The 26,521-nt window shown below is 57.0% G+C and carries 26 protein-coding genes; 15 read left to right on the forward strand and 11 right to left on the reverse strand.

All coding sequences use genetic code 11. From position 1 onward, the window contains the following. The first annotated feature begins 554 nt into the window (after positions 1–554). Both PHN51_10850 and PHN51_10855 read left to right on the forward strand, forming a co-directional pair. Positions 555–1,124 carry a type IV toxin-antitoxin system AbiEi family antitoxin domain-containing protein gene (locus PHN51_10850; protein MDD2819274.1) on the forward strand — a complete coding sequence of 190 codons (570 nt, stop codon included), beginning with the start codon at positions 555–557 and terminating at the stop codon, positions 1,122–1,124. After that, positions 1,121–2,002, forward strand: a complete 882-nt coding sequence (locus tag PHN51_10855; GenBank protein ID MDD2819275.1) for a nucleotidyl transferase AbiEii/AbiGii toxin family protein — start codon at positions 1,121–1,123, stop codon at positions 2,000–2,002. Before PHN51_10850 ends, PHN51_10855 begins: the two co-directional genes overlap by 4 nt. Before the next feature lie 279 nt (positions 2,003–2,281). Here PHN51_10855 and PHN51_10860 read toward each other — a convergent pair whose 3' ends face one another. Both PHN51_10860 and PHN51_10865 read right to left on the reverse strand, forming a co-directional pair. Further along, positions 2,282–3,886, reverse strand: a complete 1,605-nt coding sequence (locus PHN51_10860; GenBank protein MDD2819276.1) for a cation:proton antiporter — start codon at positions 3,884–3,886, stop codon at positions 2,282–2,284. Between the two features lie 99 nt (positions 3,887–3,985). Next, a complete protein-coding gene (locus tag PHN51_10865; GenBank protein MDD2819277.1) occupies positions 3,986–4,813 on the reverse strand; it encodes a universal stress protein in 828 nt (275 codons plus the stop codon). 82 nt (positions 4,814–4,895) lie between these two features. Between PHN51_10865 and PHN51_10870 the strand changes: the two genes are divergently transcribed. The 4 genes from PHN51_10870 (at position 4,896) to PHN51_10885 (ending at position 8,167) form a co-directional block, all read left to right on the forward strand. After that, positions 4,896–5,036 carry a hypothetical protein gene (locus PHN51_10870; protein MDD2819278.1) on the forward strand — a complete coding sequence of 47 codons (141 nt, stop codon included), beginning with the start codon at positions 4,896–4,898 and terminating at the stop codon, positions 5,034–5,036. Positions 5,037–5,511: 475 nt separating this feature from the next. Then, positions 5,512–6,660 carry a hypothetical protein gene (locus PHN51_10875; protein MDD2819279.1) on the forward strand — a complete coding sequence of 383 codons (1,149 nt, stop codon included), beginning with the start codon at positions 5,512–5,514 and terminating at the stop codon, positions 6,658–6,660. Positions 6,661–6,984: 324 nt separating this feature from the next. Further along, positions 6,985–7,467 (forward strand): hypothetical protein, encoded by a 483-nt coding sequence (locus tag PHN51_10880; protein MDD2819280.1) that lies wholly within the window; start codon positions 6,985–6,987, stop codon positions 7,465–7,467. A gap of 325 nt (positions 7,468–7,792) precedes the next feature. Next, positions 7,793–8,167 carry a hypothetical protein gene (locus PHN51_10885; GenBank protein ID MDD2819281.1) on the forward strand — a complete coding sequence of 125 codons (375 nt, stop codon included), beginning with the start codon at positions 7,793–7,795 and terminating at the stop codon, positions 8,165–8,167. A 284-nt stretch (positions 8,168–8,451) separates the two neighbouring features. On the opposite strand, the gene PHN51_10890 is transcribed toward PHN51_10885, so the two are convergent. The 9 genes from PHN51_10890 to PHN51_10930 form a co-directional block, all read right to left on the reverse strand. After that, complete coding sequence (locus PHN51_10890; protein MDD2819282.1) at positions 8,452–8,637, reverse strand: hypothetical protein; 186 nt, start codon at positions 8,635–8,637, stop codon at positions 8,452–8,454. 366 nt (positions 8,638–9,003) lie between these two features. Next, positions 9,004–9,354, reverse strand: a complete 351-nt coding sequence (locus PHN51_10895) for a hypothetical protein (GenBank protein MDD2819283.1) — start codon at positions 9,352–9,354, stop codon at positions 9,004–9,006. A gap of 26 nt (positions 9,355–9,380) precedes the next feature. Next, positions 9,381–9,605, reverse strand: coding sequence for a hypothetical protein (locus tag PHN51_10900; GenBank protein ID MDD2819284.1), 225 nt, complete (start codon positions 9,603–9,605; stop codon positions 9,381–9,383). Continuing rightward, positions 9,602–10,012 carry a hypothetical protein gene (locus tag PHN51_10905; GenBank protein ID MDD2819285.1) on the reverse strand — a complete coding sequence of 137 codons (411 nt, stop codon included), beginning with the start codon at positions 10,010–10,012 and terminating at the stop codon, positions 9,602–9,604. Before PHN51_10905 ends, PHN51_10900 begins: the two co-directional genes overlap by 4 nt. A gap of 242 nt (positions 10,013–10,254) precedes the next feature. Next, positions 10,255–11,862: a hypothetical protein gene (locus PHN51_10910; GenBank protein ID MDD2819286.1), complete on the reverse strand. Its 1,608-nt coding sequence runs from the start codon at positions 11,860–11,862 to the stop codon at positions 10,255–10,257. Then, positions 11,837–12,289, reverse strand: coding sequence for a hypothetical protein (locus tag PHN51_10915; protein ID MDD2819287.1), 453 nt, complete (start codon positions 12,287–12,289; stop codon positions 11,837–11,839). The genes PHN51_10910 and PHN51_10915 overlap by 26 nt, the downstream gene beginning before the upstream one ends. Before the next feature lie 360 nt (positions 12,290–12,649). Then, positions 12,650–13,864 (reverse strand): Na+/H+ antiporter NhaA, encoded by a 1,215-nt coding sequence (nhaA, locus tag PHN51_10920; protein ID MDD2819288.1) that lies wholly within the window; start codon positions 13,862–13,864, stop codon positions 12,650–12,652. A gap of 126 nt (positions 13,865–13,990) precedes the next feature. Continuing rightward, a complete protein-coding gene (locus tag PHN51_10925) occupies positions 13,991–14,410 on the reverse strand; it encodes a MerR family DNA-binding transcriptional regulator (protein MDD2819289.1) in 420 nt (139 codons plus the stop codon). Beyond that, a complete protein-coding gene (locus tag PHN51_10930; GenBank protein ID MDD2819290.1) occupies positions 14,410–15,894 on the reverse strand; it encodes a SulP family inorganic anion transporter in 1,485 nt (494 codons plus the stop codon). Before PHN51_10930 ends, PHN51_10925 begins: the two co-directional genes overlap by 1 nt. Before the next feature lie 174 nt (positions 15,895–16,068). On the opposite strand from PHN51_10930, the gene PHN51_10935 reads away from it, so the two are divergent. From PHN51_10935 to PHN51_10975, 9 genes are all read left to right on the forward strand, one after another. Further along, entirely contained in the window at positions 16,069–17,628 is a 1,560-nt protein-coding gene (locus PHN51_10935) for a sulfatase (protein ID MDD2819291.1), read from the forward strand. Between the two features lie 724 nt (positions 17,629–18,352). Further along, positions 18,353–19,375 carry a 3-oxoacyl-ACP synthase III gene (locus tag PHN51_10940; GenBank protein ID MDD2819292.1) on the forward strand — a complete coding sequence of 341 codons (1,023 nt, stop codon included), beginning with the start codon at positions 18,353–18,355 and terminating at the stop codon, positions 19,373–19,375. A 3-nt stretch (positions 19,376–19,378) separates the two neighbouring features. Further along, the gene (locus PHN51_10945; GenBank protein MDD2819293.1) at positions 19,379–21,898 is read left to right on the forward strand and encodes an alpha/beta fold hydrolase; all 2,520 of its coding nucleotides are present in this window, start codon (positions 19,379–19,381) and stop codon (positions 21,896–21,898) included. Further along, positions 21,895–22,842 (forward strand): NAD-dependent epimerase/dehydratase family protein, encoded by a 948-nt coding sequence (locus PHN51_10950; protein ID MDD2819294.1) that lies wholly within the window; start codon positions 21,895–21,897, stop codon positions 22,840–22,842. The genes PHN51_10945 and PHN51_10950 overlap by 4 nt, the downstream gene beginning before the upstream one ends. Before the next feature lie 116 nt (positions 22,843–22,958). Next, entirely contained in the window at positions 22,959–23,525 is a 567-nt protein-coding gene (locus PHN51_10955) for a hypothetical protein (GenBank protein ID MDD2819295.1), read from the forward strand. Beyond that, on the forward strand, positions 23,525–24,352 hold the full coding sequence (locus tag PHN51_10960) for an SDR family oxidoreductase (GenBank protein MDD2819296.1): 828 nt from the start codon (positions 23,525–23,527) through the stop codon (positions 24,350–24,352). The genes PHN51_10955 and PHN51_10960 overlap by 1 nt, the downstream gene beginning before the upstream one ends. Before the next feature lie 46 nt (positions 24,353–24,398). Next, a complete protein-coding gene (locus PHN51_10965) occupies positions 24,399–24,710 on the forward strand; it encodes a GNAT family N-acetyltransferase (GenBank protein ID MDD2819297.1) in 312 nt (103 codons plus the stop codon). A gap of 21 nt (positions 24,711–24,731) precedes the next feature. Next, a complete protein-coding gene (locus tag PHN51_10970; protein ID MDD2819298.1) occupies positions 24,732–25,640 on the forward strand; it encodes a class III extradiol ring-cleavage dioxygenase in 909 nt (302 codons plus the stop codon). 50 nt (positions 25,641–25,690) lie between these two features. Continuing rightward, complete coding sequence (locus PHN51_10975) at positions 25,691–26,482, forward strand: SDR family oxidoreductase (GenBank protein MDD2819299.1); 792 nt, start codon at positions 25,691–25,693, stop codon at positions 26,480–26,482. Positions 26,483–26,521: the final 39 nt, after the last annotated feature.

The raw sequence follows: 26,521 nt of genomic DNA on the forward strand, positions 1-26,521 counted from the left end.
GCCACCGTGGGTTTTGGTGCCCGAACGGGCGACGAGACTGTGAGACTTAACTCCTGCCCGCGTTGCCACAGCTTGGGTCGTCACTTGGTTATCTCGTTCCCAAGACTGTGTCAGCCAAGGTCAGGGAAGCCGTCCAAGTCGCATAACTTCCTCGAAAGTGGGCGGAGTGGGTGCAGGCTTGCACCCTCAGGGGAGTGCAGCGGGGGGTGCAGAAGTGACCGTTTGTGAGGGTAACTCGCAGGGCACGCAACCCAAAGATCGTGCATCCTCAGTTTCTCCCCGCTACCAAATTAGGTTCAAGACCTCCCAAATCTGGGAGGTCTTGTCCTATTTCAGCATGATTTTCAGCCTCTCCCGAGAGGTCAAAGTAGGCGGCAGCCTGCACCCGGTGCACCTGCCGGCTGCACCCTCGGTGCAGGCGGCGGCAGTCTTGGATCCGGGTCTCATTGCACCCCGGGGGGAATGCAGCCCTGGGCAATCTGCACCCATACTTGCGGTGAGGTTCTGAAGTGCTTGTGTGTGCTTATCCGTATCAATTTGATACGCTTTAGCACATGAATGTGAGGGATCGGGTGCTCGAGCGAGCCGTGGAGCAGCACGGGTACATCACCACGCGTGATGCCCGAGCCATTGGCGTGGATCCTGCTGCGTTGCGGGTGATGGCTGCCCGTGGACGGCTGGAGCGCGTGGGTCGGGGTGCTTATCGGGTGCCCGTCTTGCCGCGCACCCGGCATGACGATCTGGCTGAGGCGGTTGCCTGGACGCTGGGCAGGGGCGTGGTTTCCGACGAGTCGGCGTTGGTGCTGCACGGGCTCTCCGACGTCAACCCATCGCGCATTCATCTGACCGTGCCGCGCGCCAATCACCCGCGCGGGGCAGGTGGTGAGCTGTATCGCCTGCATCGCCGGGACCTTGCGATGGGCGATGTCACCGAGGTCGACGATATTCCCGTCACCACGGTTGCCCGTACCGTCCGAGACTGCTTGGCCGACGGCACCGACCCTTACCAACTACGTCTGGCGCTCGATCAAGCCGAAGCCCAAGGTGAACTTCGGCGGGACGAGGCACGGGCATTGCACACTCGGATCGATGAGCGTGGCACGAATAGCGGGCGACGGGCATGACGTCGCGTTATGACGCCTCCCCTTCGAATCTGCGGGCATTGCGAGATCGCCTGGCGGCCGCTGCGAAGCGCGAGGGAATCGTCTTTGGTCGGCTCCAGCAGCACGTCGGTGTTCTAGTCGTGACCCAGTTCTTCTCGGCGCTGACCGACGATCACGGGGATCCGCTGCTTCTGGTCAAAGGAGGCGTCTCCCTGGAACTGCGGCGAGGCATCCCGCAGTCCCGAACGTCTAAGGTCCTTGACGCCGTCATTCGAGGTGACATCGCTGCCGTCCACGAAATGCTCGCCGAGGCAGGTGCGCAAGGGTGGGAGGGATTCACTGCCGTGTTCACGCCGCCGGTTGCATTCGAGGTTCCGGTGCTGGGTTCTGATGCATTCCGATTCACTGCGAAGATCCACTACCAAGGCAAACCCTTCGTGTCGGTACCGATCGAGGTCTCTCCGAGCGAAGCGGGCAACGGCGATTCTTACGACAAGGTCAGTTCCCAGGCTCTGGCGCTCGTGGGTCTAGCGAACAGCGGGGCAGTGCCGTGCATGACACTGCCATGGCAGGTCGCACAGAAGCTCCACGGTTGCACCGAGCCTGTTGATGAGCCACGTGCGAATGATCGAGGGCGCGATCTGGTTGACCTGCAACTTCTCGAAGCGCTGCTAGTTGACGAAACCCTGAGCGAAACGCGTGCTGCGTGTGTCGCTGTCTTCGAGGGTCGGAGTAAGCAGCGCTGGCCGCCCGTACTCGTTGCGTTGCCCCATTGGCCGTCAATGTACGTTCGGGCCACTGAAGGTCTCGACGAACTCGGTCTCGCCTCCGACATCGAACAAGCCGTCCTGCGAGTCCAGTCCTTCGTCGATCGGATCGACAATTCGATGCGAGATTGACGACGAAAATGCAATGGGGGGTGCTGGATTGATGCCTAATGATCGACTCTCATCGCGGTGAAAGTGTCGCAGGCAGAGTGCGCACTCTGATCATGGACGAGCCAATCAGCCCGAATTTGCTCTAGCCGGCGAGAGCGTGGGTGTCACCCGTGGCGGCTTGGTATATGGGATCGCCGTTGGGGATCGGAGCGAGTTTTACGAGACCCACGTGTTGCAGATTTGCATATGGTTGTGCGCTCATGCCTGTTGTCCGTTACTCAATACGGCTTGAGAGAGCCGTCACTCCTCGGCGATGCGTTGTGACAGGTGTGCTGCGAATCCGGCCCCGGCTTCGGCGTACACATCGAAAGCGAGATCCACGCCAAGGTTACGGAGGTCCTGCGCATCGTCGGGGAAGGTCGATGTTGCGGCGATCTTGCCAACGAAGCCGCGCTCGCGTAGCAATTCGACAGCTGCCACGTTGGCTTCGTGTGAAGACATGGTGAGCAGGACCCACGACAGATGTTCAACGAGACCATCAGTCCTCGACCAGAACTCGGGATCGGTGGCATCTCCCACGACGCACGTCTGCTGGTGTGCCTGCGCTCGTGCGATGCGCGCGCTGTCCATGTCAACGCCGAGCACCCGGCCAGGGTGTTGAGCGTTCAGTGCGCTGTAGGCATGCGAGCCAATGCGGCCCATCCCGAAGACTACGTAGTCGATGTCGAGCACGTGAAGATCTTCATCTCCTGGTAGTCGTCGAGCTCGCTCGTGGCGTTTCAGACTTGCCCGCACGTGTCGGTAGAACACATCCCCTCGCTCAGCGATAGGCGCGGAGATCGCAAACGATCCGATGATCGCCAAAGCCAAGACGGCGATCCATATCGAAGGAATCCAGCCCACGCCAGCGGCGACAACGAGCAGGATCAAGCCAAATTCGCTGTAGTTGGCGAGATCCAGGCTCGCCTGCCAAGAGGTGCGCGCTCGCAGGAACCGCATGGAGAACAGTAGGAAATAGAGCAGGGCCTTGAGCGGCAGTATCAAGATCAGGGCCGCTGCGATGGCGATGCCTATCCCATCCGGGAACTGTGTCATGCCGACGCTGAGAAAGAAGCCCACGAGAAAAATGTCCTTCAAGCCCAGCATGTTCTTACTGAGCTCATCGGCCTTCTCGGTGTTGGAAAGGAGGAGTCCGGCAGCAAGCGCCCCTACGGCTCCCTTGATGCCGACAGCATCGAACAGTGCGCTGCCGGACAGGGCTGCTGCGACACCGAACAGCAGGAGCAACTCACCGTGACCGCTGCTGTTCATCACGCGGACGAGAAGTGGACGCGCAGGAATGAGCAGGACCAGAGCTAGAGCCCAGACGCTCGGCCACGCCTGCGCCGATGCGGCCAGGATGATGACGGCAATGAAGTCCTGTAGGACGAGCACCCCAATCGCCAGTTTTCCGTGTCTGCTCGATGCCGCGCCCCGGTCCTCAAGCACCTTCACTGCGAAGACTGTGCTTGAGAATGACAGCGAAATGCCCAGCAGTAATGCAGCACGCAGGTCCAAGCCTGAAAAGGGCCCTGTCTGAGTGAATGCGAGCAACCAGATAACACCGGTGAAGCCGAACGTGGCCAGCGTGACTTCGAGGGTTCCGACCACCCAGATCTCGGCCTTGAAGAGAGATTTCAGATTGAGCTTGAGTCCGACCGTGAAGAGCAGCAAGATGATGCCTACATCGGCGATTTGATCGAGCAGGGCACCTGTTTCGGCACCGAAAGCATGCAGGCCCAAGCCGGCAGCGAGGTACCCCACCAGAGGTGGCAGACCAATGGCGCGACACAGGAAGCCCGCAGCAAATGCGATGAGGATCCAGATGGGGTCCGTGAGTGTGGCTACTAGATCATTGGGATCCATGGTTCAACCTTGTCGGAAGCCCTAAACTCGGGCAACTGTGACCGAATATGGCGGAGTCCGCGGCGTATCCGCGCGGCCAGTATCGTTGTTGAAGTCGACTCAGTGGCCATGGGCTAGTAGCACGGAGCATTCTGCGTACTGAGTGACGTCGTTTGCGATCGATCCCATCAGCGCACGAGATAGACCCCGGCGCCCCTTCGTGCCCAGAGCAACAAAATCCGGGGCCAATGAATCGAGCATGTCGAAGATCGGGTACTTGGCGTTGAGTCGCGACACAGTCGGATCAGCGAGCAGGACTTTCACTGACACCTTTGCGCCACAGTCGCGCAATATCCGCGCAGAGTTTTCAGCCTTCTCACGTAAGGATGGCACTTCCGAATCCCAATCCAAATCGTGATCAACGGCGAGCACAGTCACGTGCGTCGTGGCTATCCAAGGCATCTTGACGAGTGCTGCGATGGCGGCATCCGAATGAGGGGAACCGTCGACACAAGCGAGGATTGAATGTATCCGTTCTGAGCGCCGTGCGATGACAACAGGTGCATTTGGAGACTTCGCCAGCCGCTCAGCAGTGCTGCCCAAATGGAGCGCCTTCATGATTCCGCTCCCGCGCGCTCCGATAACCGTGAGGCCAACCCCGAGGCCCTCGCTGAGCACGATTCGTGGGTCCCCTGAAGCAGTCAGGTATCGGACCTTTTTCAATTCGCATGACTTTGGAATCGTCCGAGGGTGTTCGGGCTGCACTTCACGCAAGGGGTCTGAGGTGATCAAGGAGACAAAGCTCGGATCCGGAGGTGTTACGGAGACAATGTCAAGGTCCCACGTGGGCCATTCGTGTGCAGTGATCCACCTAAATGCGATGTCTGCACCGGCAGAGTGATCGTCGCCAAAGACGATTCGACTCTGCAGGGAGGGCTCGCATTCCATGGATTCAGTTAACCACAGTGGGGATACATTAGATAGTGACCCAAGCCTTTGAGCGCTCCGAGTGACCGACATCGGAAGTAGCGTGAGAGAAATTGATCGCGACGGAGAGGAAGAACTCTTCAATCTCATCAAAGATCCTTTCGAGATGGACAACGTGATCACGAGCGCAGACCCAGAGATCGTGAGGCAACTACGTCATCAACTCAAGGCACTCGCCGCATGAACAGGAGCCTCATGTCTAGTGGCGGATGCAATGCCCAACGGCGTGGTGAATTCGTATACGCATTGATGGCTTTGCGCTGCTAAAGGTTGAAACGTCCCTGAGGTTAGATTGGTCGACAGTGCGCGGGGTGGGTGCAGGCTTGCACCCTCAGGGAAGTGCAGAAAGGGGTGCAGAAGTGCTCGTTTGTGAGGGTAACTCGCAGGGCACGCAACCAAAGCCCTTGCATCTTCAGCTGCTCCCCGCTACAGATTGAACGTTCAACTACATGGGCCTTGGCCCAGCAGTGGGTCCCTGTGAAAATCGGGGATCCTTGGTCATTTCGGGGGTCCACGCGCCGATGCTGGTGAAGCACAGTTGTGAGTGCTCGCAGCAGCTATTCAACTGTGTGCGCGTGCTCGGCTACGGATCCGAGTTGCGCTTGTACTCGCAGGTGCTGACGAAGCCCAGGTGCAGCCCTTGTAGGTAGGGTTTGGGAGTGACTGCAGATTCTGAAGGGTCTTCTCTCCTGCTGGCTCCTGGTGGCATGGTCTTGCATATTGGCGTGCACAAGACGGGCACTACCGCCATTCAGGCTTCGCTCGCTAATAGCCGACCGGTGTTGGAAACCCTGAAGATCCGCTACCCGGGCACCCGACAGGCTCATCGACTCATCGCCTCCTCGGCCATGGACAGGAGGTTGGGCTGGCGCGTCGGGGGATCAGCGGCGCCTGATCCGAATGCCTGGAAGGATTTCGTGCGTAGCGCGCACTTATACGAGGGCACAACAGTGTGCTCGAGTGAGTTCTTCGCTGAGTCCAGCAACGAGATCGCCGAGCGTATCGTCAGTCAGGTCGGCCGGAAACGCATCCATGTTGTTGTCACTCTTCGTAACTTGGCACGCATTCTGCCCTCGGCCTGGCAGCAGATCCTGAAGTCTGGCTACGAGACTGGATATGAGCCTTGGCTGCACCAGATCTTTGCCTCTGAGTTCGCGGAGCCCAAGCCGCAAACGTTTTGGAATCGTCATCACCATGACCGCGTTGTCCAGCGTTGGGCTGCACTGGTCGGTCCAGAGAACTTGACCGTCGTTGTCGTTGACGACGCCAACCGTGATGGCATCTACCTGAGTTTCGAGCGGCTGCTCGGTCTGCCCGGTGGGACCCTTCTTAATCACCGGGACGCTGCGCCCAATCGCTCGATGACACTGGCTGAAGCCGAACTGCTTCGTCACCTGAACATCGCGGTTGGAGGAGCCATGGGCTGGGGCCCGTACAGCGACAAAGTACATGACGGGCTGATTAAGGGGATGATCGAAAGACGAATGCCCGGGCCTGACGAGGCGCGGTTACAGACGCCGCAGTGGGCACTGGATCGGGCGGCCGAGTTCGCGAGCGTGTACGTCGATGCGATTCGCGCCAGTGGGGTTCATGTCATAGGTGACCTCAATCTACTGTCGGAGCACCTGCACGGACCAGAAGTCGTGGAGGATGCGGAGATCACCGATATGCCGATTGCGGCAGCATTGGCGGCGATGCTAGGTGTCCTCGAGGGTTCTCGGACACATCCTGAATCATCCAATTCCTCAGGGTTCAAGCGTTTTGTCACGTTTCTCCAGTCGCAGTTGACTTCGTCTGCAAACGTCTAGGTCGTGACAGTCCCACTCATCTTAAGTGCGAAAGAGGATGGGTCAGGCGCAATGAGTCATCCCCTGTCAACGGTGTTTGAATCTTGCTCCATCGCGAGTTGGCGTGAATCAAACTCATCGGCGACCCAACGAGCGGCAGTCCAATTGACGGCAATCGCGGTTAGCGCCTGAAGGGCATGGCTGGTGTAATTCCACACATTCCTACCAGTGTGTAGGGATCCAATTGCCGAATCGTGCTGACACATAGCTGTCACCTCCCCAGAATCAAATTGGGCACAGTTCGATGGCAATCTGAGTGCAACGAGTCCACGCGAGGAGGCAGTAATGAGCCAAGCAAGTGAAATCGACTCACGACGCGAATTGATCGCTACCCAGGAGATCTGCGAATTGGCAATGTGTCCGCATGCCTACTTGAAGCAGGCTATTTGGTGGACGAGATTGGCAGCGGCATTGGATCTGCTTGCGGAAGAGGTTCTCACCGCAAACCTGAAGATCGTAGGGAGCCAAATGGCCGCCGACATGCCTCACCTGGCCGATCAGGCTCTATCCCTTGATGCAATGGGTAGTGAAGCCCTGGATGCGATTCAGTCGACGCGGGAAACTGTGACTCGCTTGGCTGGGGAAAGCCACGAAGCCATGTGGGTGCGTGACTCGGTGAAGTGGGTGCTGAAACGCATCCAGTTGATCAACTTCTTGGTCGAGGACCTTGCTATGGCTGACTGCTGCCGGTGGCTTACTAGTTCGGGGACTTCGCGTCTACACCTAGTCAGTTCGCGGCCACAAAGTACTGGCGGCACAGATCAATGAGTACTTGTTCGATTGTTGTGATTTCGATTCCACTGTTACAGACACTCATCGATCAATGTATCGGACGTGTGCCAACTATGAACTTCGGCAAGCATCTGACTGAACATCCGCCCAGGCGTGTATTGAGATTTCAGCGACGGAAGTTTTCGTGGGATCTGACGGCCGTGAGGGATCTGGCTAGCGCCACGAGTGTTCGCGCGTGTGCACCATTCCTCATGAGCAATTGCAGATTCACGCGAGAAAGAGTGCCGTGGGCGTTGACTCGCATTGCAAGTCAATTGCTTCGCCTCCCGCTCTACCTGTCCAAGGTCAATGCGCGGTGAGCATGAGCACAGTGTTAGGCCAAACGAGCTCTCCGTTTCTTGGATGCCCTACCTACGCCCTCACCATGCCCTGCCCTGCTGTAGCAGCGGGAGGTTGCGCGGTCGATTTCGAAGTGACTGTGGAGTTTGCATACCCTGATCTCTGTGAAGCAGAGGTGAAAGAACTGTTCCTCATTTTTCAGGGTTCGACGGTCGCCGTGCATAATGATTTGGACTTAGGTCGCACGGAAATGACATTTGCTACGCAGTACATCGACTCTTCGTCCATGTACGAATTGATGAATCTGCTCTTGGACATGCTCGGTTCGGAATTGTCCGCGCGCGTTGTGCGGATCAGCGCAAGTGAGTTGCCCCAACTTCACATGCGCATCGTGTGAATGACAAATTTCACAGAGTCGGGTGCCCATTCTTTGTAGCTCCCTCGCCCGGCAGTTGTGTGAATCATCGGGTTGCATTAGGAGCGCAACCACCAGGACTGGCGAAGCGTGATCTGGTTTACCTTTGAGTCGTATCGAGGGCTGTGCAGTAGTTCGTGAGTTGCGCACTGTTGCGTGGCCGATTGCCCTGGCTACTGGTCGTGTTTGCACGAGCAGGCGATGCCATCCGGACACGCTGTTACCGGACACCACCTGACGCACCGCAGATGCCACGGTGCGTCTGCTCACTTCATGTCTCCGCGAGGTGCGGCGGGCGTCAGTGCGGCAGTCCAAATGTGCGGCGAACTGCGGCTGCGCTTGACTGCAGTCGCAGCATGCGCGAGGTAATTCTTGCCGTCACTTGTTCCACGTTTCGGAGATCCCTCGTCGCCTTGAGCTTGGATCAATGCTTCTTCCAAGCCAGCGTGCATGAGTGAGGCCTCGTGAGAAGCGCTCCAGTGCACCAGTCCAGGCTCGCAACTGCGGAAGATCAAGCGGTACCAATGAAGATTCGGTGAGATGAATCTTGGGACACATGGCTGGACGCTTGAGTAGCGACTGAGTGTGCGTCGCCACTATCCAAACCAGCGGGGCATCCTGCCGATTCGCATATGTGTTCCAGGGGTTATGTCCTGACAGCGATTGGTGGCATCGCACATGAGCGTCGCATATTAGGAAACTGTGAATGCGCCGCAACTGCCGGTGCTTGTCCATGCAACCGTCGATAGGACGCCTGCTCGATTCACTCGGCAGAGGCGCACATGCCCGCTTCGGCAACTCACCACAGCGCCGGCAAGTCACGCGTATGTGGTCTGAAACGCCGTGGAACTGGGGAAGCCGGTATTCATCGTGACGCCCAGGAGATCGTTCCTGGCAGACCACGAGTACCAGAAGGTGTGCGCGACCCCCAGCCTCACGCTGTCCAGATAGGTGTGCGCGACATAGATCGCTGCCTTGGTTCCGCCGATGTCTTTGTCGGGGTAGTGCGAGCCGGGGCCTTTTGTTCCATAGTTCACTTCGGTGTCCCACAGTGGTCGGATTGCCGCGTGTGCTTTGCGAAGCGCCGCGCGAGCACGCGATACGTATGCGGCGCGAAGTGCAGGGGTTGCTGTGCTCGGTCCGTAGGTGTGGATAGCGAAGGCGTCCACAGGCCAGCCCGGACGTCGCAGTTGGTTCAGGTACGAGGGAAGATTCTGTTGAAGGTACTCTTCAGCCGGACAGTGCTGCTTGCTGCAACAACCTCCGCTGTTGGGTCCAGACGTCGGATGATGCGCTTTGCCTCCAGCGTCAACAGGACCATCTGTCGTGGAGTTCCCTGCCAAAACGTCGTGAGGTTGGCCTCATTCCAGATCTGGTACGCATCGATCGATGGCCCAAAACGCCTAACAACGGCAGTCACCCACCGACGCCAATCGGACATAAGCCGCGGATTGGAGGCGGCTCCCTTATTCGGGTAGGTGCCCTGCGAGACGCGAGAAGCACCCCATGTGGGTGTGATCCAAGTACGTACAGAATCTGCGCACGCTGCGCCTGCGCCGCTTGTACGGCGTGGTCCAGCCCCACCCACCAATACTTGCCTCGTTGCTGCTCGACTTGTCCCCATGCGACACCGGAATCCCACAACCTGATCGCTCCGTACGTCACTGTTGGTACGACACCATTAGCTACTCGGGGCACGTGCAGTCCAAAGTCACGACCATCGACATAGGTGTCTGCGTGTGCTGCCGGTGCTGCCAGAGCACCGAGCGGAATCATTGCGGCCGCAAGGCTCGAAACCAGGATCCCAGCCATGCTTTTGCGATCCATTTGTATTTCCATCCCGTAGAGCTGTGGAACCCGTTAGTGACATCTGGGGATGCCGCCGTAGATTGTGAGATCAGGTGTTTGGGGTGAGGAGGCGCTCACATTGGATTGCCTTTCGGCAACTCACGCGTTGCCATTCCTGCATTTCACGATCAGCGAACCAATGGCATCAAGAATGTCTCGTTGTCCGTGTTCGATGCCGCATTCTCGTGGGGGCAAGGGCGAGGTCGAATGTGCAACCACCTTCAGCGGATCTTTGTCTGCGTGAAACCACTGGAGAATGTGAAGGCTGACGGCACGGCAGGCTGGAAGGATGCCGTGACCGATGTGAGCCCACGCGGCCATCGAGCCGGAACACGCCAGCGCACCTGCGCAACACCACCGATACCAACTGCTGCGCGCCGGATGCCTTGCTTGCCAGCAGCACGGAAATTGAAGGTGACTGTTCCGGTCGCACTGGCCGAGACGCGCGCGGTATAGGTCTTGGTGGCCTTGCGCTTTTGCTTCGCAGGTCCGACAACAGTGGTCACCGTGGGCACCACAGTCGGTGGCGGCGCCGTTGGCACCACAACTGGTGTCGTGGTGCTGGAGCCCACTGAAACTGGAGCTGAGTATTCCGTGGTGGATTTGCCGTTGGCGCTCGACGCAGCAACCCCCAGGCGCAAATATTGATTGGCGTCAGCGGCCTGGACGGTGTACTGCCACGCCGTCGATACCTGGGCTGTACAGGTGTTGACGGCCTGGCTAGAGCAACGCTGCCAGGCGTAGGTATAGCTAGTGGGTGCATAGGACCAACTTCCGTTGGCTGCCGTCAGAACCGATCCCACATTGGGATTCGTGGGCGACATAATCCCTGGAGGGCTGGCAATCATGGGAACTTGCCCCGAAAGGACCTTGGCGATCTTGCCAGGAAAGGTCTCTGCCACCCACATGCTGCCGTCGGATCCCATGTCCAGTCCCATAGGCCTGGCGCTGGCGGGCAGCGCGTACATACCCACTACGGATCCATTGGCCGCCATGCGCACCAGCTGATTGGTCCCGTTCATGGTGATCCAGATGGACGGTCCGGGACCATCAGCGAGCATCGTCGGCTGTGAGTTGCTCGGGAAACTGATTTCTAGCGGAGTCGAGTCCGCCAGCCGACCGAGCTTCCCGGATCCAGATTCTGCAAACCACACCAGATCCTCGCTCACTGCGATACCTCGAGGAGCTGAGCCCGCTGCCAGAGCCACCTCAGAGATCGTTCCCGACATCCAGATGGAGCCAATCTTGTCGCCCGCTTGCTCGGTGAAATACATCCGAGGCTCGCCCTTGGGTGCTGCAGTAATGCCCCACGGTTGCGAATTCGGCGTAGGAATTTGCCACTCTGTAATAGCCCCGGCGGTGGTAATGCGCCCAATCTTGTTGGCCTTGATCTCGGTGAACCACAGTGCCCCATCGGGGCCGGGAGCGATACCCCACGGCTCGGAGTTAGCCGTAGGCACGGCGAACTCCGTTATCACCCCAGTCGTGGTGATCCGACCGATCTTGTTGCTTGACTGCTCCGTGAACCAAAGATTGCGATCGGAGCCGACTGCGATGAATCGAGGATTCGACCCGGGTCCAGGCAATGGGAAATTGGTGACCGTGCCGGACGGCGTGACTCTTGCGATGGCGTTCGCGCCGCCTCCATTTGCTACCCAGATGTTGCCATCAGGCCCAAGGACAACTCCGTATGGTGCCGCGTAGGCCGGCATCGAAATCTCCGTGAAGTCGCCTACCGCCGCATGAGCGGGCTGGACGAATCCCAAAGCACTAACGGAAATTGCTGCGAGCGCGACCATTGGTTTAGTGAGGAAGTGGAGATTTGTCATGGTTCGAAAGTAGAACTCCGCCAACCTTCCACCGCGCACAGAATTGGCGGCGAATACGATTAGAAAGAACTTGCGACGTCAGTGAGATACAGACGTCAGCGGGATACATGTTCGCTGAGATGTTGTCATTGCGCATTTGCCGAGAACTCGCAACCGATCGTCGGCGATGTCGCACGCAGAACGTCATTGATTTCGCAGAGCAGTTGGCTTCAAGAACAGCATTTCGATCGGCAATTTGAAGTCCGCCGGGAAGGCGGCGTTTGTATTCGACGCTTCGAACCTCGCCAAGGCGTACCTGGCCGGGCTGGCCATGCCGAATACCAACGGATCCACGCATCAGCGATGCGAGCCTGACGGCCGCTGACCTGTCCAAAGGCAACCATGAGGTGGGGATGTTCGACAACGCCACGATGAACCGCATTGACATGAGTCACTCTGAAAACACGGGTGCGTACTTCAGGGGGGAACAAGCTGGCGAAAGCAGAGCCCAGGAATGCAGATTCCAGGTACGCAGTCCTGACCGGAGCAAATCTCAGGGGAGCCAACCTCGAAGGAGCGCTATCCGACGGCGCCGAGCTCACCCGCGTGAAATGGACTGACCATGACCCCGACACTGACGCGATCTGCCCGAACGGCAGCACGGGTCCCTACCCCTGTTGGTGTGAGGTGCCCGGCAGCATCGGTACCTCGCAAAATCAATCGCAGTTCAAACGGACTACGGGTGACGTCAAGCTTTGCCGTGGCAATTCCATCGATGGCTTCGGCGATTTCGCCCCTGGTGCTCTCATCAGTCCGAGTGCGCTCGCAGTGGCGTGTAGTGCCGTCCGCGAGCGAGAAGCACTATGGAGGCGAGGACTCCAGCGATCAGTGAGGCCACGAGGACTGCGAGTTTGGCATCGGGGAGCAGGGCTGTTCCTTCGTAGGCTAGTTCTGCAATCAGTAGTGCGACGGTGAAGCCAACTCCGGCAAGCACGCCGACTGCCGTGACGTCGGCCCAGGTGATTGATGGAGCTAGCGAGGCCCGAGTGAACCTTGCAACGAGCCACGCTGTGCATACGATGCCGATTGGCTTGCCGACCACGAGCCCGATCCCGATTCCCAGGGCGATCGGGCTGGTGAGCGCCTCGACAACGTTGATCCCGGCAAGTGGAATCCCTGCGGCGGTCAGGGCGAACAGCGGTACTGCGATTCCGGCACTCAGCGGGTGAATCCGATGTTGGACTCGATCTGCTGGTCCTTGTTCTTCGCCCGTGTCTGGGCGCGCACGAGTGAGAAGTCCAATTGCAACGCCGGCGATGGTTGCATGGATGCCACTGGCGTGCATGAAGCCCCAGGCCAGTAGGGCAAGAGGCACATACAGCCACCATGTGGTTATTCGGCGATGTTGTGCCCACGCGTAGCCCGCTAGACAGATTAGGGATGCTGCGAGCCAGGTGAGGGATACGTGCTCGGTGTAGAACAGGGCGATGACAGTGATTGCGCCGAGGTCATCGACGACGGCCAATGTGAGCAGGAAAGCGCGTAGGGCCACCGGCAGTCGACGGCCGACTATGGCGAGCACGGCTAGTGCGAAGGCGATGTCGGTTGCCATGGGGATGCCCCAACCGATGGGTGATCCGCCTGGAGTCCACAGGTTGATGCCTGTGTAGATCAGAGCTGGTACAAGCATTCCGCCCAAGGCTGCGGCGATAGGCACAGCAGCCTGTGCTGGGCGCGACAGCGTTCCCAGAGTCAGTTCGTGCTTGAGTTCGAGCCCCACAACCAGGAAGAAGATGGCTAGCAGCCCGTCTGCAGCCCATTCCCCGACTGTGAGGTCCAAGTGGAGGGCGGGGATGCCGATGACTGTCGAGACAAAGGCCTCGTATTGGGCGCTCCATGGGGAGTTGGCCCAGATCATGGCTAGTGCGGCTGCGATGAGCAGGAGGGCTCCGCCGATAGTTTCCTCGCGCAGTTGCTCTTCAACCCAGCGGCGGTTGGCTCGGGGGATGCGCGTGAATATCACGCCAGGGGAAGGCAAGGAGCGCTCCAATCAGTTGACGGCATGTCCTGCCGTGCCGACCAGACTTCCCGGCGCTCCATTTGCAGCATAACTGTCGCGAGCGATGAGGTTCGCCACGTGCCTGTTGGGCTAGGCGCTGCCTAGTGACTCTTCGGCGCGTTGGAGAGCCGTGCTGAGTTGTGTGGCAGCGTCCAGTTGCAATTGGAGACGCACTCGACGTTGGTCCAGGTCCTGATGTAAAGCGGTCAGCTTTGCCAGAAGTGCGGATCGGGCGGCCGAAGTCAGGCTTGGGGCGCCAGCGGCGTCGAGGACGTGCACGAGTTCGCGCATCTGATCAAGGGTGAATCCCAAAGGCTTGAGGGTCTTGAGCACTCGAAGTCGTTCTTCCTCGAGTGGCCCGAACAGGCGAAACCCTCCTGGGCTACGGGTGGAAGGGACCACGAGTCCAACTTCCTCGTAGTAGCGCACGGTCCGCATGCTCAGTCCTACGCGCTCTGCGAGGACGCCGATCTGCACGAGAACGCCGTCTCCAACTCCGTTGCCGTCCATCAGTGTCCCGAGGTCAAACGGCCTTTGAGTCGCGTACGCATCGCGGTGCTGTACTCGTTCACTCCGATCACCTCCACGCTCTTGTTGCGCTTTTCGTACTTGTAGATAATCGCATCGAGTGCGGCAACGGTGGAGGCATCCCAGATGTGTGCACCAGTCATGTCAATAATCACTTCGTCAGGGTCGTTGGCGAAGTCGAACTGGTACACCAGATCATTGCTGGACGCAAAAAACAGCTCGCCATGCACGAAGTAGGTGATCGAAGTCCCGTCGACGCTTGGCTGGCGGTCGACTGTGACCAAGTGGGCCACGCGCCGGGCGAACAGCACCGTTGCCGTCAAGACGCCGACAACAACTCCGATGGCTAGATTGTGGGTGAATACCGTGGCGATCACGGTGGCGAGCATGACGGTGGTCTCGCTCTTAGGCATGTGGGGCAGCGACTTCAGGCTGTGCCAGTCGAAGGTCGAATAGGCCACGATGATCATCACTGCTACCAGCGCAGCCATGGGGATGACCTCGACGACGGGCCCCAGCGCGACAACCAGGGTCAGCAGCAGGACGCCTGCGAGGAACGTGGACAGGCGGGTCCGTGCCCCGCTGGTCTTCACGTTGATCATGGTCTGCCCGATCATCGCGCAGCCGCCCATACCGCCAAAGAAGCCGGTGACGATGTTGGCGATGCCCTGACCAAAAGACTCCCGGGTCTTGTTGGAGTGGGTGTCAGTGATGTCATCGACGAGCTTGGCGGTCATCAGCGATTCCATGAGCCCGACAAGCGCCACCGCGAGGGCGAAGGGAGCGATGATACGCAAGGTCTCAAACGTGAGCGGAACGTCAGGCAGCCCCAGCGTCGGCAGGCTGGTAGGCAGTTCACCTTCACCGCCGACGTTTGGCACGGTCAAGCCGAGCGTCACAGTCGCGATGGTCAGCAGCACGACTGCAACCAGAGGGGCAGGGATGATGCTGGTGACGCGTGGCAGAAAAAGCATGATGACGATCCCAATCGCCACCATCGGATACACCAATGCTGGCACGTCAATCAGGTATGGCAGTTGGGCGCTGAAGATTAGGATGGCCAACGCGTTGACGAAACCGACCATAACGCTACGTGGAACGAACCTCATGAGTCGCGCAACTCCCGCAAGGGCGAGAGCGACCTGGAAGATCCCTCCGAGGATCACGGCGGCAACCAGATACCCCAGGCCGTAATCGCGAACCAGTGGCGCAACAACCAGGGCAATTGCCCCGGTGGCTGCGGAGATCATTGCCGGCCGCCCACCGGTGAAGGCGATCGTGACGGCCATGGTGAACGATGCGAACAGGCCTACTTGCGGATCAACGCCGGCCAGGATCGAGAATGAAATCGCCTCCGGGATCAACGCGATAGCAACGACCAATCCGGCGAGAAATTCGGTTCGGAAGACCCTCGGGCTCAGCCACGTGGGTCGGGACAGCGATGTGGGACGTAGTGCCAATGACACGAGAAATGCTCCGGTCTTACAGAAATGAGGCAGGACGAGTGACTCGCCACCTGCAGTACGGCCCAGACTCTAACGTTGCGTTAAGGTACGGGACAAATCGGCGCATGCCGACCTTTCGGTGAGTTCCTGCGACAGATGGGAAACACCCCCCAGCGACAGTAGAGGAACGCGAACGTGCCTGTGCCAGTGAGTCGACGATGGTCAACAGCTATAGCCGCGATCCTCACGTCCGTTGCGATCGCCGCAGTGATGGTCCTGGGGCAGATTGCCTCGAACTCATCCCGCAGTGGAAATTCAGATCCGTCTGTTGTGAACTCGGCCCAGTCCTTTCGCACTACCGGCTCCCTTGCGGACATCAAGAATGTGGTCTTGCTGTTGGCCGATGATCTGGACTGGTCAACGTTTGACGAAGTGCCCCGCCTGGCTGCGCTCAAAGAGCAGGGCACGACCTTGACGAATTTCGTGGTCACGAATTCGCTGTGCTGCCCCTCACGAGCCTCACTCCTGCGCAGCCAATACGTGCACAACCACCAAGTCGTATCCAACGTGCCTCAAACCGGCGGCGGTTGGCAGACGTTCTACAACCGTGGGCTGGAACACGATTGTCTACCCACTTGGCTACAGGAAGCCGGAGTGAACACCTCACTGTTCGGCAAGTACATGAATGGATTTCCCGGACCGTCGGTTGCACGGAACTACATTCCGCCGGGCTGGAATTCGTTCGTGACCTCCATATCGAAGAATCAGTCGTACAAGGGCTACGACTACACGCTCAATCGAAATGGCGAACTGGAGGACTACGGGCACAGCCCGGAGGATTTCCTCAACGATGTGCTGACTCAGGCTGCAGTTGAGCACCTGGAATCGGTGACATCCCCGTTCTTCATGGAGTTCGCGTCCTACCAGCCGCACACCCCAGCGCCTGTCGCAGATCGCCACATTGGCAGTCATCTCGGTGAAGGCGTACCCAGAACGCCGTCCTTCAATGTTCATGGAAGTAGCGAAGTCGATTGGCTGGCAGCTCAACCAGACAACACAGCGACTCGCGTTGCAATGTTCGATGATCGCTGGCGCAAAGGCCTGGAGTCCACCGAATCGATCGCCGACACCTACGACGCGCTCGTCAGCGCATTGCAGCGCGCTGGACACTTGGACGACACACTGATTGTGGTTACTTCCGACAACGGCTATCACGCTGGCACCCACAGGCTTGGAACGGGAAAGAACACGGCCTACCGCGAAGACTCTGTCGTTCCGGCAGTACTCATCGGCCCAGGAATCGCCCAAGGAACAATCATCAGCAAGATCACGTCAATGGTGGACCTCGGACCGACCATCAGCTCACTGCTGGGAGCCGAGACACCCTCATGGGTTGACGGGCGCAGTCTTCTCACTTTGATCTCACACCAGTCCAAGACGCCCTGGCGCACTGCGGCGCTCAATGAGCGGCTACGTCAGACGAAACCTGGTGACCCGGACTATGAGCCGTACCAAGCCCCCGCATTCCACGCGAGCCGCAGCGAACAATGGCTCTTCGTGCAATACGACGACGGAGAGGAAGAGCTCTTCGATCTCATCAACGATCCATACGAGATGGACAACATCATCGCGACTACTGACCCTGAAATCGTTCGACAACTACGACAACAGTTGAATGCCTTGTCAGAGTGTTCTGGAGAGTCCTGCCGCGTGGCAGATGCAATGCGCAATTATCCGATGAACCCGCTTCCTTGATGACGCATCTGATGCAGTGCGAGCGGGTTGAGCGATGAACCGAGTTGAATTCCGCTAATGCCTGAGCCAGGAAGAGTGTCGGCCGCTTACGATTCGAAAGTGTGCGCGGTGGGTGCAAGCTTGCACCCCCGGGGGAGTGCAGACGGGGGTGCAGAAGTGGTCTTTTGTGAGGACAACTTGCAGGGCACGCAACCCAACGATCGTGCATCCTCAGTATCTCCCCGCTACGAATATGAGGACCAGCCCTCTGGGCTGGTCCTCATTCTTTTGAGCTCCTGATGTTCGTTCGAGCATTCATTGATACGCCAAAATCTGACACCGGTTGGTATTGATCGAGATCGTGCGGGCAAAGTTGCCGTGAGCACTACCTACACGGCCTAGTTGCTCGATCGAAGGAGCAACGAAGACCGAGCCTGCTCGATAGTGCGATCACGGTTTGAATGTTGTTGGACGCTCGGATATGTCCTAGGCTCCCGGGACACGCGTTTCGGGTCGGATTCGCGTTTTCGCACAACAGCGGTCTGAGGGGAGCGCCCGTGCTGTCTTCAGTCTTGCCATCGGCGGAGGTACAGCAACGCAAGGTGCATCCGGCGTATGAGGAGTGGGAAACGGCGGTAAATCTTGGCCGAATATGGTTGTGGAGAGTCCGCGGTAAGGGCCTAGGTAGCGGCCATGGCAGGCTTGGGTCGCTTCAGGGTTAGCACGACTATTCATAAAGGATTTCATGACCGGCAATGCAATGTTCGGATACCGCGATACAGCGGTGTTGTCAGTGACGGCAATTGATGGTCCTATCGTGGTCACATCTGCCGAAATAGAAACTCAGCTCGCAGAAACTTTGGAGCGAGTAGGGCTTCGATCGGGTCTGTTGGAATCTCTGGCCGGGATCAGCGAGCGTCGCTGGTGGCCAACTGATGTTTCCTTTGCTGACGCTGCAGCAATGGCCGGCGCTAAGGCGATTGCTGAGTCCGGAATCGATCCAAGTCAGATTGGCCTACTGATCGATACCTCGGTAAGTCGCAGTCATTTGGAGCCTGCTGCATCAGTTGATGTGCACGAACAACTTGGGCTTGGTACGCACTGCATGAATTTCGATGTCGGTAATGCGTGTTTGGGATTTCTTAATGGCATGCATCTTGCAGCAACGATGATTGATTCTGGGCAGATTGATTATGCGGTCGTCGTTGATGCCGAAGGAACTCGATACACGCAAGAAACAACAATTCAGCGGCTGCAAAACTCAAATGCCACGCGCAGTGAAGTGATTTCACAATTCGCGACGCTTACGTTGGGTTCTGGTGCAGCAGCGATGGTGCTTGGTCGTGCATCCCTTCACCCTGAAGGCCACCGCATGATTGGCGGCGTTACTCGAGCCGCAACGCAACACAACAAGTTATGCATTGGTGATCTCGAGAGGATGGTTACCGATTCCACGAAGCTTCTCAATGCCGGAGTTGAACTTGCTGTTGATACTTGGCAAGACGCAAAGGCGCGTTTTGACTGGTCGAATCTGGATGGCTACTTCATTCATCAAGTTTCTAAGGTGTACACGGATGCAATTACCACTGCACTTGAAATTGATCCCGCACGCACTCCAGTGATCTTCCCAACCCGCGGCAATATCGGCCCAGCATCCGTACCGTTCACCCTCGCTGAACATCAGGCCAATCTCGTCTCTGGTCAACGCATTGCGCTGATGGGAATTGGTTCTGGTTTGAACTCGGCCATCATCGAGATTGTCTGGTAGTTGATGCGCGGTCCTTCAGCACCTGCGCCGGCGACATTGCCACCTGCTGATCTGCCTGGGCTTGACCCGTCGTGGTCGCGCCTGATCACCTGTGATGACGGTGATGGAATCGCACGCACGTGGCACGTTCTTGATACGCAGACTCCCAACCCGCGGGTAACTGTCCTTGCGGTTCACGGTAATCCGACGTGGTCATATTTATGGCGTCGAGTACTAGCTTCTGCTCCAGCGGATGTGCGAGTAGTTGCGGTAGATCAGTTAGGAATGGGTTTCAGTGAACGGTTATCCACGCAGCGCAGACTTGGCCAACGCATTGATGATCTTGGTCGTCTAGCCGCTGCATTGGAAATAGATGGGCCTGTTGTGGTGCTTGCCCATGATTGGGGCGGGCCGATCTCGGTGGGATGGGCGCTTGCTCACCGATTGCAGGTTCGGGGATTGGTGTTAACCAACACTGCCGTGCATCAACCAAGTGACAGTGGCATTCCACGGGTGATTGCTATGGCCCGCGTCGCTCCACTGCGTACTTTCAATACGCAACGGTTGCCAATTTTCCTTCGCATCACCACAGCGCTGAGTGGTTCTCGAATGACGCCGGAAATTCGACATGCGTTTTGGGCGCCATACATCAAAGGTGACCGTCGTGCAGCGATTAGCGATTTCGTTGAAGACATTCCCGTCAAGCCAAGTCATCCCAGTGCCGCAATTTTGGATGAAGTTGCTGAAGGCATTCGTGGTCTTCAAGTTCCCACATTGATGCTGTGGGGTCCAGGTGATCCAGTGTTTAGCGATCGCTATCTCAACGACTTGCGCGAGCGCATGCCACACGCACAAGTGCATCGATATGAAGGTGCTCGACACCTCGTCATCGAAGATGCACCGTCACTTGTTGATGATTTTTGGATGTGGATGAGTGATCTCGATGCAACACGTCACGATGTTGATGAATCAACGGTTGAGTTTGACGGAAGTTTTCTCGAAGAGTCCCTTCCGCTGTGGCATGCGCTTGAAGAACGGGCGCGTACTCACCCCCATGAAGATGCGATCGTTGAACCAGCAGGTAGTGGCCATTGGAAACGAATTTCTTGGCGGCAGTTGCATCACACAGTTGAGTTGCTTGCTCGAGGATTAGCAGGCAGGGGTATCAAGCGAGGTGACCGTGTTGCAGTACTCGTGACGCCAGGTGCAGATCTCATTGCAACGATTTATGCGTGTTGGCGCATTGGTGTCACGGTAGTGATCGTCGATGCAGCCTTAGGTGTTCGCGGAATTCGACGTGCCTTGCGCAGTGCTCGACCTACTTCAATTATTGCTATCCCAAAGGCAATTCCGGTTGTCCAAGGCCTTGGCGCGAACGTGATTGCCTCTCGGCAATTGGCGCGGATCGCTGCCGAAGGGAAGTCGCAAGTAAGCCCTGCACACGCACAGACAAATGATGAAGCCATTGTCGTGTTCACTTCTGGATCCACTGGCCCGGCAAAGGGTGTGGTGTATCAACATGAGCACATTGCTCGCACCAGGGATCTGATCGTTGCGCACCTGGACATCACCGAACGCGACGCGCTTGTCGCCGCATTCGCACCGTGGGCGGTACTTGGCCCGGCATTAGGCATTGCCTCGGTCATTCCTGACATGGATGTCACGCGACCTGCGACATTAACTGCCAAGGCTTTAGGTGAAGCAGTTCATGCTGTTGGCGGCACGGTTCTTTGGGGTTCACCAGCTGCGCTTCGTGCAGTTGTTGCAACGCAAGATGGTTTGCGTAAAAATTCAGAACTGAACTCCTTGCGACTCGTGATGGGCGCAGGTGCTCCTGTGTCACGCGAACTGTTGCAAGGAATGAAGGATCTGTGTCCCACAGCTGATGTGCGCACACCATATGGAATGACTGAAGTATTGCCAGTATGCGATGTTTCTCTGGAAGAAATAATTTCAGCCGGTGACGGGCCAGGAGTACTCGTTGGTCATCCAGTTGATGGTGTTGAGGTTCGGATCAGTGCTCTTGATCATCAAGGAATGGCTACTGGCCCACTGAGTGACTCAGCTTTGGTCTTGGGTGAGGTTGTAGTTCGTGCGCCGCACATGAAAGATCGCTACGACTCCTTATGGGCTACTCAGCGGCGCAGTAGTCGCGATGCTGGCTGGCATCGCACTGGTGACGTAGGTGAATTGGACGATTTCGGTCGCCTGTGGATAGGCGGTCGACTCGCGCATGTGATCACCACTGCATCGGGCCCTATTGCCCCTGTCGCTATCGAACAACGCATGGGTGCAATTCCTGACGTAGTTCAGGCCGCCGCAGTTGGCGTAGGGCCATTGGGTAACCAGCAAGTGGTCATTATTTTGGAAACCAATCGCGTAGTTGATCTCGACCTCATTGATGAGGTTCGCTCGTTGGCACAAATGCCCGTTGCGGCAGTTCTTGCACGCACGAGCTTGCCAGTAGATATTCGTCATCGATCCAAGGTTGATCGCAGGGCGTTGGCAGTGTGGGCAAATCAATTGTTGGCAGGGCGCTCGTGAAAGTTCTTGTCACCGGTGGGCGTGGACTTCTAGGAAGTGCCACAGTTGCAGAGCTGCGTCGACGTGGGCACGAGGTAACAACCTTTCAGCGCAGCCCGAGCGGAAATTCGCAGGAAGTTCTCGGAGATGTGACGGATGCTGCGGCAGTACGACGCGCTATCGCTGTAAACGAAGCAGTCGTTCACCTTGCAGCCAAGGTTTCCATGGCTGGTGCGTGGGAAGATTTCGTTGCGGTCAACGTTGATGGAACAAGCAATGTTGTCGACGCGTGTAGGGCTGAAGGTGTGACACGGCTGGTACATGTGTCTTCACCATCCGTAGCGCATGCAGGCGCGCCGCTTGTTGGCGTGGGAGCGCAGCCTGCGGAACCTGACAACGTGCGAGGTCATTACGCACGCAGCAAGGCAATGGCGGAAATCATTGCGTTAGAGGCAAACTCGTCTGAATTGGCGGTCACTGCGATTCGTCCGCACTTGGTGTGGGGCCCGGGCGACACTCAGTTGGTCGAGCGCATTATTGATCGAGCTCGATCTGGTCGGCTGTTCCTCATCGGCAATGGTCAGTCCCTTATTGATACGACCTATGTAGATAACGCAGCCGATGCTCTTGCGTGTGCGCTTGAACAATGCCCCCGCGGCAAAGCATTCGTCGTGAGCAATGGTGAACCACGCACGGTTGCAGAAGTTGTCGCTCGCATCGCGCAAGCAGGTGGCGCAAAGATTCGTGGTCGAGTTCCATATTCACTTGCGTATGCGTCGGGAATGGTTGTCGAGCGCGTATGGGGAAATCGAGATATTGATCCTCCCATCACAACATTTCTCGCCGAACAGCTTTCGACCGCGCACTGGTTTGATCAACGAGAGACTCAAGCTGCGTTGCAATGGAAACCGAGAGTTTCACTCGATGAAGGGTTCAAGAGACTGGACTTGGCGTATCGAGGCTGAACGGAACTCCCAATCATTCACTGGGTACCAGTTACCGTAAACGCGTTGACGGTGAATAAAACCTCTGCTTGACTCCAAAGAACATGCACCACCGCTCTGGAAGGCAGGCGTGATCAGTGGATTTTCATCTTCAAGGCAAGGTGGTCTCTCTTTGTGGGCCAGAGCAAGCAACACTTGATGCCTGTCGCAAAGTGCTCGAAGCTGAAGGCGCTGTTGTTGCACAGTCACCTACAGACGGAACATTTCCTCTCGCCGATGTGGTGATCGCGGTGGGTGGGGTACGACCGGGCAGTGATGTTCTCGATGTTTCTAATCCAGACACCTTGTATGAAGCCTGGACCGATGTTACGAATGCAGTTGATGCCTATCGCTCAGCACTTCCTCGCATGATTGACGGCAAATGGGGTCGCTTCATCTGGATCGGCTCCGCGCAAGCGAAGTCTGTTGACGCAGAAGCCGATGAATTAGCTGCAATTGCATCCCTTGGAATTCTGGGTTTAAACAAAGTCATTACGGGCGAAGTTGGGTCTAACGGAATCACTGCGAATGCAGTGCTACGGGGTGGTACGGCTACTGATGAAGATGTAGCAAACGCAGTCACATTCCTATGTTCACAAGGAGCTGCTTACTTAAGTGGCATCACTATTACTGTCGATGGCGGCGCTGGATCGGGGATCTTCTAATGGATTACGGAATTGCAGGTCGAGTAGCCATCGTTTCAGGCGGAAGCCGTGGCATTGGTAAGGCAATTGCGACCACGTTTGCAAACGAAGGGGCCAAGGTTGTCATTGCGTCACGTACCCAAGCCAATCTGGAAGAAACACTCGCTGAGTTAGAAGAGATTGCGCCAGGTCGTGTCCACGGCATTGCTGCGAGCATGACGGACCCAGAAAGTGTTCAACGAGTAGTTGATGAATCACGTGATCGCTTCGGTCCTATCAGCATTGCGATAAGTAACGTCATTGGTCACGTCATTGATGCTGCAAAAGAGGGCTCTGGCCCGGGGGCTGGAACCTTTGAGGGCATGGCGGTAGATGCTTACCGTGAAGAATTCACGCAGCTGCTGGTTTCGTCATGGGCCTTGGCTCGCGCTTGCGTACCAGACATGAAAGCCCAAGGTTGGGGTCGCATCTGCAATATCGGTTCTGGTGTTGCCCGTGAACCAAGCACACATCTGCCACACCTGTTGCCCAATGTGGTGCGACCACCAGTTGCTGGCATGCACCGATTGATGGCTGCTCGTCTTGCGTCCGATGGCATCACGGTCAATAACATTTTGACGGGATCGATTCTGACCGGGCGCAATAAGTCCTATTGGGTTTGGCTTGCTCGCGAGCGCAACATCACCGTTGCTGAGGCCACTCAAGATATGACCGACCGTATTCCGTTGGGTCGCTTCGGTGAACCCTCAGAAATGGCAGCGCTCGTTGCTTTCCTGTGTTCAAACAAAGCACAAATGGTCACAGGGCAGTCAATTCCAGTCGGCGGAGGCGGAAGTTTGCACCTGTGATGCAGGCATTCGTTAGTGTGGGGTACCGATTCAACTTGGAGACGACATGCGCGACACAAAGTTAGAAAACAATGCTAAGGCAAAATGCTATGAGTACTACTTCGTAGGCGAGTTGGCTGCCTTTGAGGATTACAAACTTGACGGAACGGTGCTCTCACTTCTTCACACTCGAGTTATTCCTGAATACGAAGGTCAGGGCATGGCTGAGACGTTGGTGCGGGGAATTTTGGATGAAGCCAAGGCGAAGAATCTTCAAGTACTTCCTGTGTGTGAGTACGTCGCAGGATTTATCGGCAAGCATCAAGATGAATATCTTGAACTTGTTCCAGCAGGTAAGCGCTCAGAATTCAAGCTTTAACCTCAGCTGAACTCAACATCAATGTCTGTGCAGATCCGCGGTAGCGTCTCACCTGTTTTACTCAATCCGCTAAAACCTGCACAGGCATTCGATGACTTCCTCACTGCTGCAGCACCCATCAGCGCGACGCAATCAGAATGGACCGCGCACGATGGCTCAATGCCAGCGTTATTTCTAGGACACGGCGCACCACCACTTTTTGATGATCCGCTCTGGATAAGTGAACTCTTTGCCTGGTCGCAATCAATGCCAAAGCCCCGTGCGATCCTGGTTGTCTCAGCGCATTGGGAGTCCTCGCCGATGTTGTTGTCAGCAACTTCACCGAACACTGATGTCGTGTACGACTTTGGTGGGTTCGCTGATCGTTATTACAAAATGCGATACGACACCCCTGATGCAAGTGGCCTTGCACGCAGTGTCGTTGCATCATTGTCGGAAATTGGGCCAGTGCATCAGCATGCATCGCGCGGGTTGGACCATGGTGCATGGATTCCGCTGAAGATCATGTATCCGGGCGCTGATATTCCGGTACTGCAACTAAGTCTGCCTACATCCGATCCAGTCAAACTCTTGGCGCTTGGATCACGTCTAAAGGCCCTTCGCGGCGAAGGCGTATTAATCCTTGGTTCGGGTTTCATGACTCATGGAGTAGGTCTTGCAACTCCCGAGACAATCACGGGTAAAGCTGTGTCAAGCTGGTCAACTGAGTTCTCAACTTGGGCATTAGAGGCGTTGGCAGCCGGTGACATTGATAGGTTGATCAAGTATCGCGAGGACGCGCCAGGGATGCCGTATGCGCATCGCACCGCAGAACATTTTGTGCCCCTTTTTGTCACCCTGGGGGCAGGAGACAAGGTCGATCAAGGTATCCAGCCGGTCATTGATGGGTACTGGGGCGGTCAATCCCGTGCATCATTTCAGACTCAATAAACTCCCCCTAGTTACCGCAGGCTTTGGCCATACAGTGAAACGAGGAACTCATGGATCTGCAAGTTCGCGATAAGGGATATCTGCTTGTTGGTGGAACTGCAGGCATGGGCCTTGCTGGCGCTCGTGCCCTTGCGGCTGACGGTGCTTCCATCGTTGTGGTCGGACGCGATCAAGAGCGTGCTGATCTTGCAGCCGCTGCTTTGGTTTCTGAGGGTGCAACGAAGGCCAAGGGTTTGGCCTTTGATGTGTCTGTACAAGGCGATGCAGCCAAGGCAGTGCAAGGAGCCGTTGATTTCTTGGGTCGTCTCGACGGCATTGGTATTACGACCGGCACTAAAGGCCAGATGTCGATTGAATCTTCAGATGATGATTGGACCGCAGCATTTCGCGATCAACTCCTGGGACTTTCCCGTGCAGTTGAAGCAGCATTGCCGCACCTCATCGAAACCAAGGGCACGATCGTGACTACCGCTGCCTTCTCAGTTCGATCACCAGAACTCGTACGCCTTCCTTATGCATCACTCAAGGGTTCCGTCGCACTCTTCACTAAAGGCATCGCCAAGGCCTATGGCAAGTATGGTGTTCGCGCGAACTGCATTGCGCCTGGAGCAATTGAAACTGATGCTCTTGCTGGCATGCGTAAGCAAATCTCTGAAGCCCGCGGTTGGGATTACGACACCGCTCTTGAGCGCGTGATGGTTGAAGAATGGGGCATGCACGTTGCTCTTGGACGTCCAGGCAAGCCCGATGAAGTTGGCGACCTGATTGCATTCTTGCTTTCACCACGTGCTGGCTACCTCACAGGATCGCTCATCAACATTGATGGCGGAACAGACTTCTAGGTTCGAGCACGATCACTTTGGTGGCAGTGCGAAAGGAGC

The sequence above is a fragment of the Candidatus Nanopelagicales bacterium genome (assembly GCA_028687755.1).
GTDB lineage: Bacteria > Actinomycetota > Actinomycetes > S36-B12 > S36-B12 > UBA11398.

Coding starts and splice junctions, on each gene's coding strand:
- PHN51_10850 (MDD2819274.1), top strand. CDS start 555: ATGAATGTGAGGGATCGGGTGCTCGAGCGAGCCGTGGAGCAGCACGGG.
- PHN51_10855 (MDD2819275.1), top strand. CDS start 1,121: ATGACGTCGCGTTATGACGCCTCCCCTTCGAATCTGCGGGCATTGCGA.
- PHN51_10860 (MDD2819276.1), bottom strand. CDS start 3,886: ATGGATCCCAATGATCTAGTAGCCACACTCACGGACCCCATCTGGATC.
- PHN51_10865 (MDD2819277.1), bottom strand. CDS start 4,813: ATGGAATGCGAGCCCTCCCTGCAGAGTCGAATCGTCTTTGGCGACGAT.
- PHN51_10880 (MDD2819280.1), top strand. CDS start 6,985: ATGAGCCAAGCAAGTGAAATCGACTCACGACGCGAATTGATCGCTACC.
- PHN51_10885 (MDD2819281.1), top strand. CDS start 7,793: ATGAGCACAGTGTTAGGCCAAACGAGCTCTCCGTTTCTTGGATGCCCT.
- PHN51_10890 (MDD2819282.1), bottom strand. CDS start 8,637: ATGCACGCTGGCTTGGAAGAAGCATTGATCCAAGCTCAAGGCGACGAG.
- PHN51_10905 (MDD2819285.1), bottom strand. CDS start 10,012: ATGGATCGCAAAAGCATGGCTGGGATCCTGGTTTCGAGCCTTGCGGCC.
- PHN51_10910 (MDD2819286.1), bottom strand. CDS start 11,862: ATGACAAATCTCCACTTCCTCACTAAACCAATGGTCGCGCTCGCAGCA.
- PHN51_10915 (MDD2819287.1), bottom strand. CDS start 12,289: ATGTCAATGCGGTTCATCGTGGCGTTGTCGAACATCCCCACCTCATGG.
- PHN51_10925 (MDD2819289.1), bottom strand. CDS start 14,410: ATGGACGGCAACGGAGTTGGAGACGGCGTTCTCGTGCAGATCGGCGTC.
- PHN51_10940 (MDD2819292.1), top strand. CDS start 18,353: ATGACCGGCAATGCAATGTTCGGATACCGCGATACAGCGGTGTTGTCA.
- PHN51_10945 (MDD2819293.1), top strand. CDS start 19,379: ATGCGCGGTCCTTCAGCACCTGCGCCGGCGACATTGCCACCTGCTGAT.
- PHN51_10960 (MDD2819296.1), top strand. CDS start 23,525: ATGGATTACGGAATTGCAGGTCGAGTAGCCATCGTTTCAGGCGGAAGC.
- PHN51_10965 (MDD2819297.1), top strand. CDS start 24,399: ATGCGCGACACAAAGTTAGAAAACAATGCTAAGGCAAAATGCTATGAG.
- PHN51_10970 (MDD2819298.1), top strand. CDS start 24,732: ATGTCTGTGCAGATCCGCGGTAGCGTCTCACCTGTTTTACTCAATCCG.
- PHN51_10975 (MDD2819299.1), top strand. CDS start 25,691: ATGGATCTGCAAGTTCGCGATAAGGGATATCTGCTTGTTGGTGGAACT.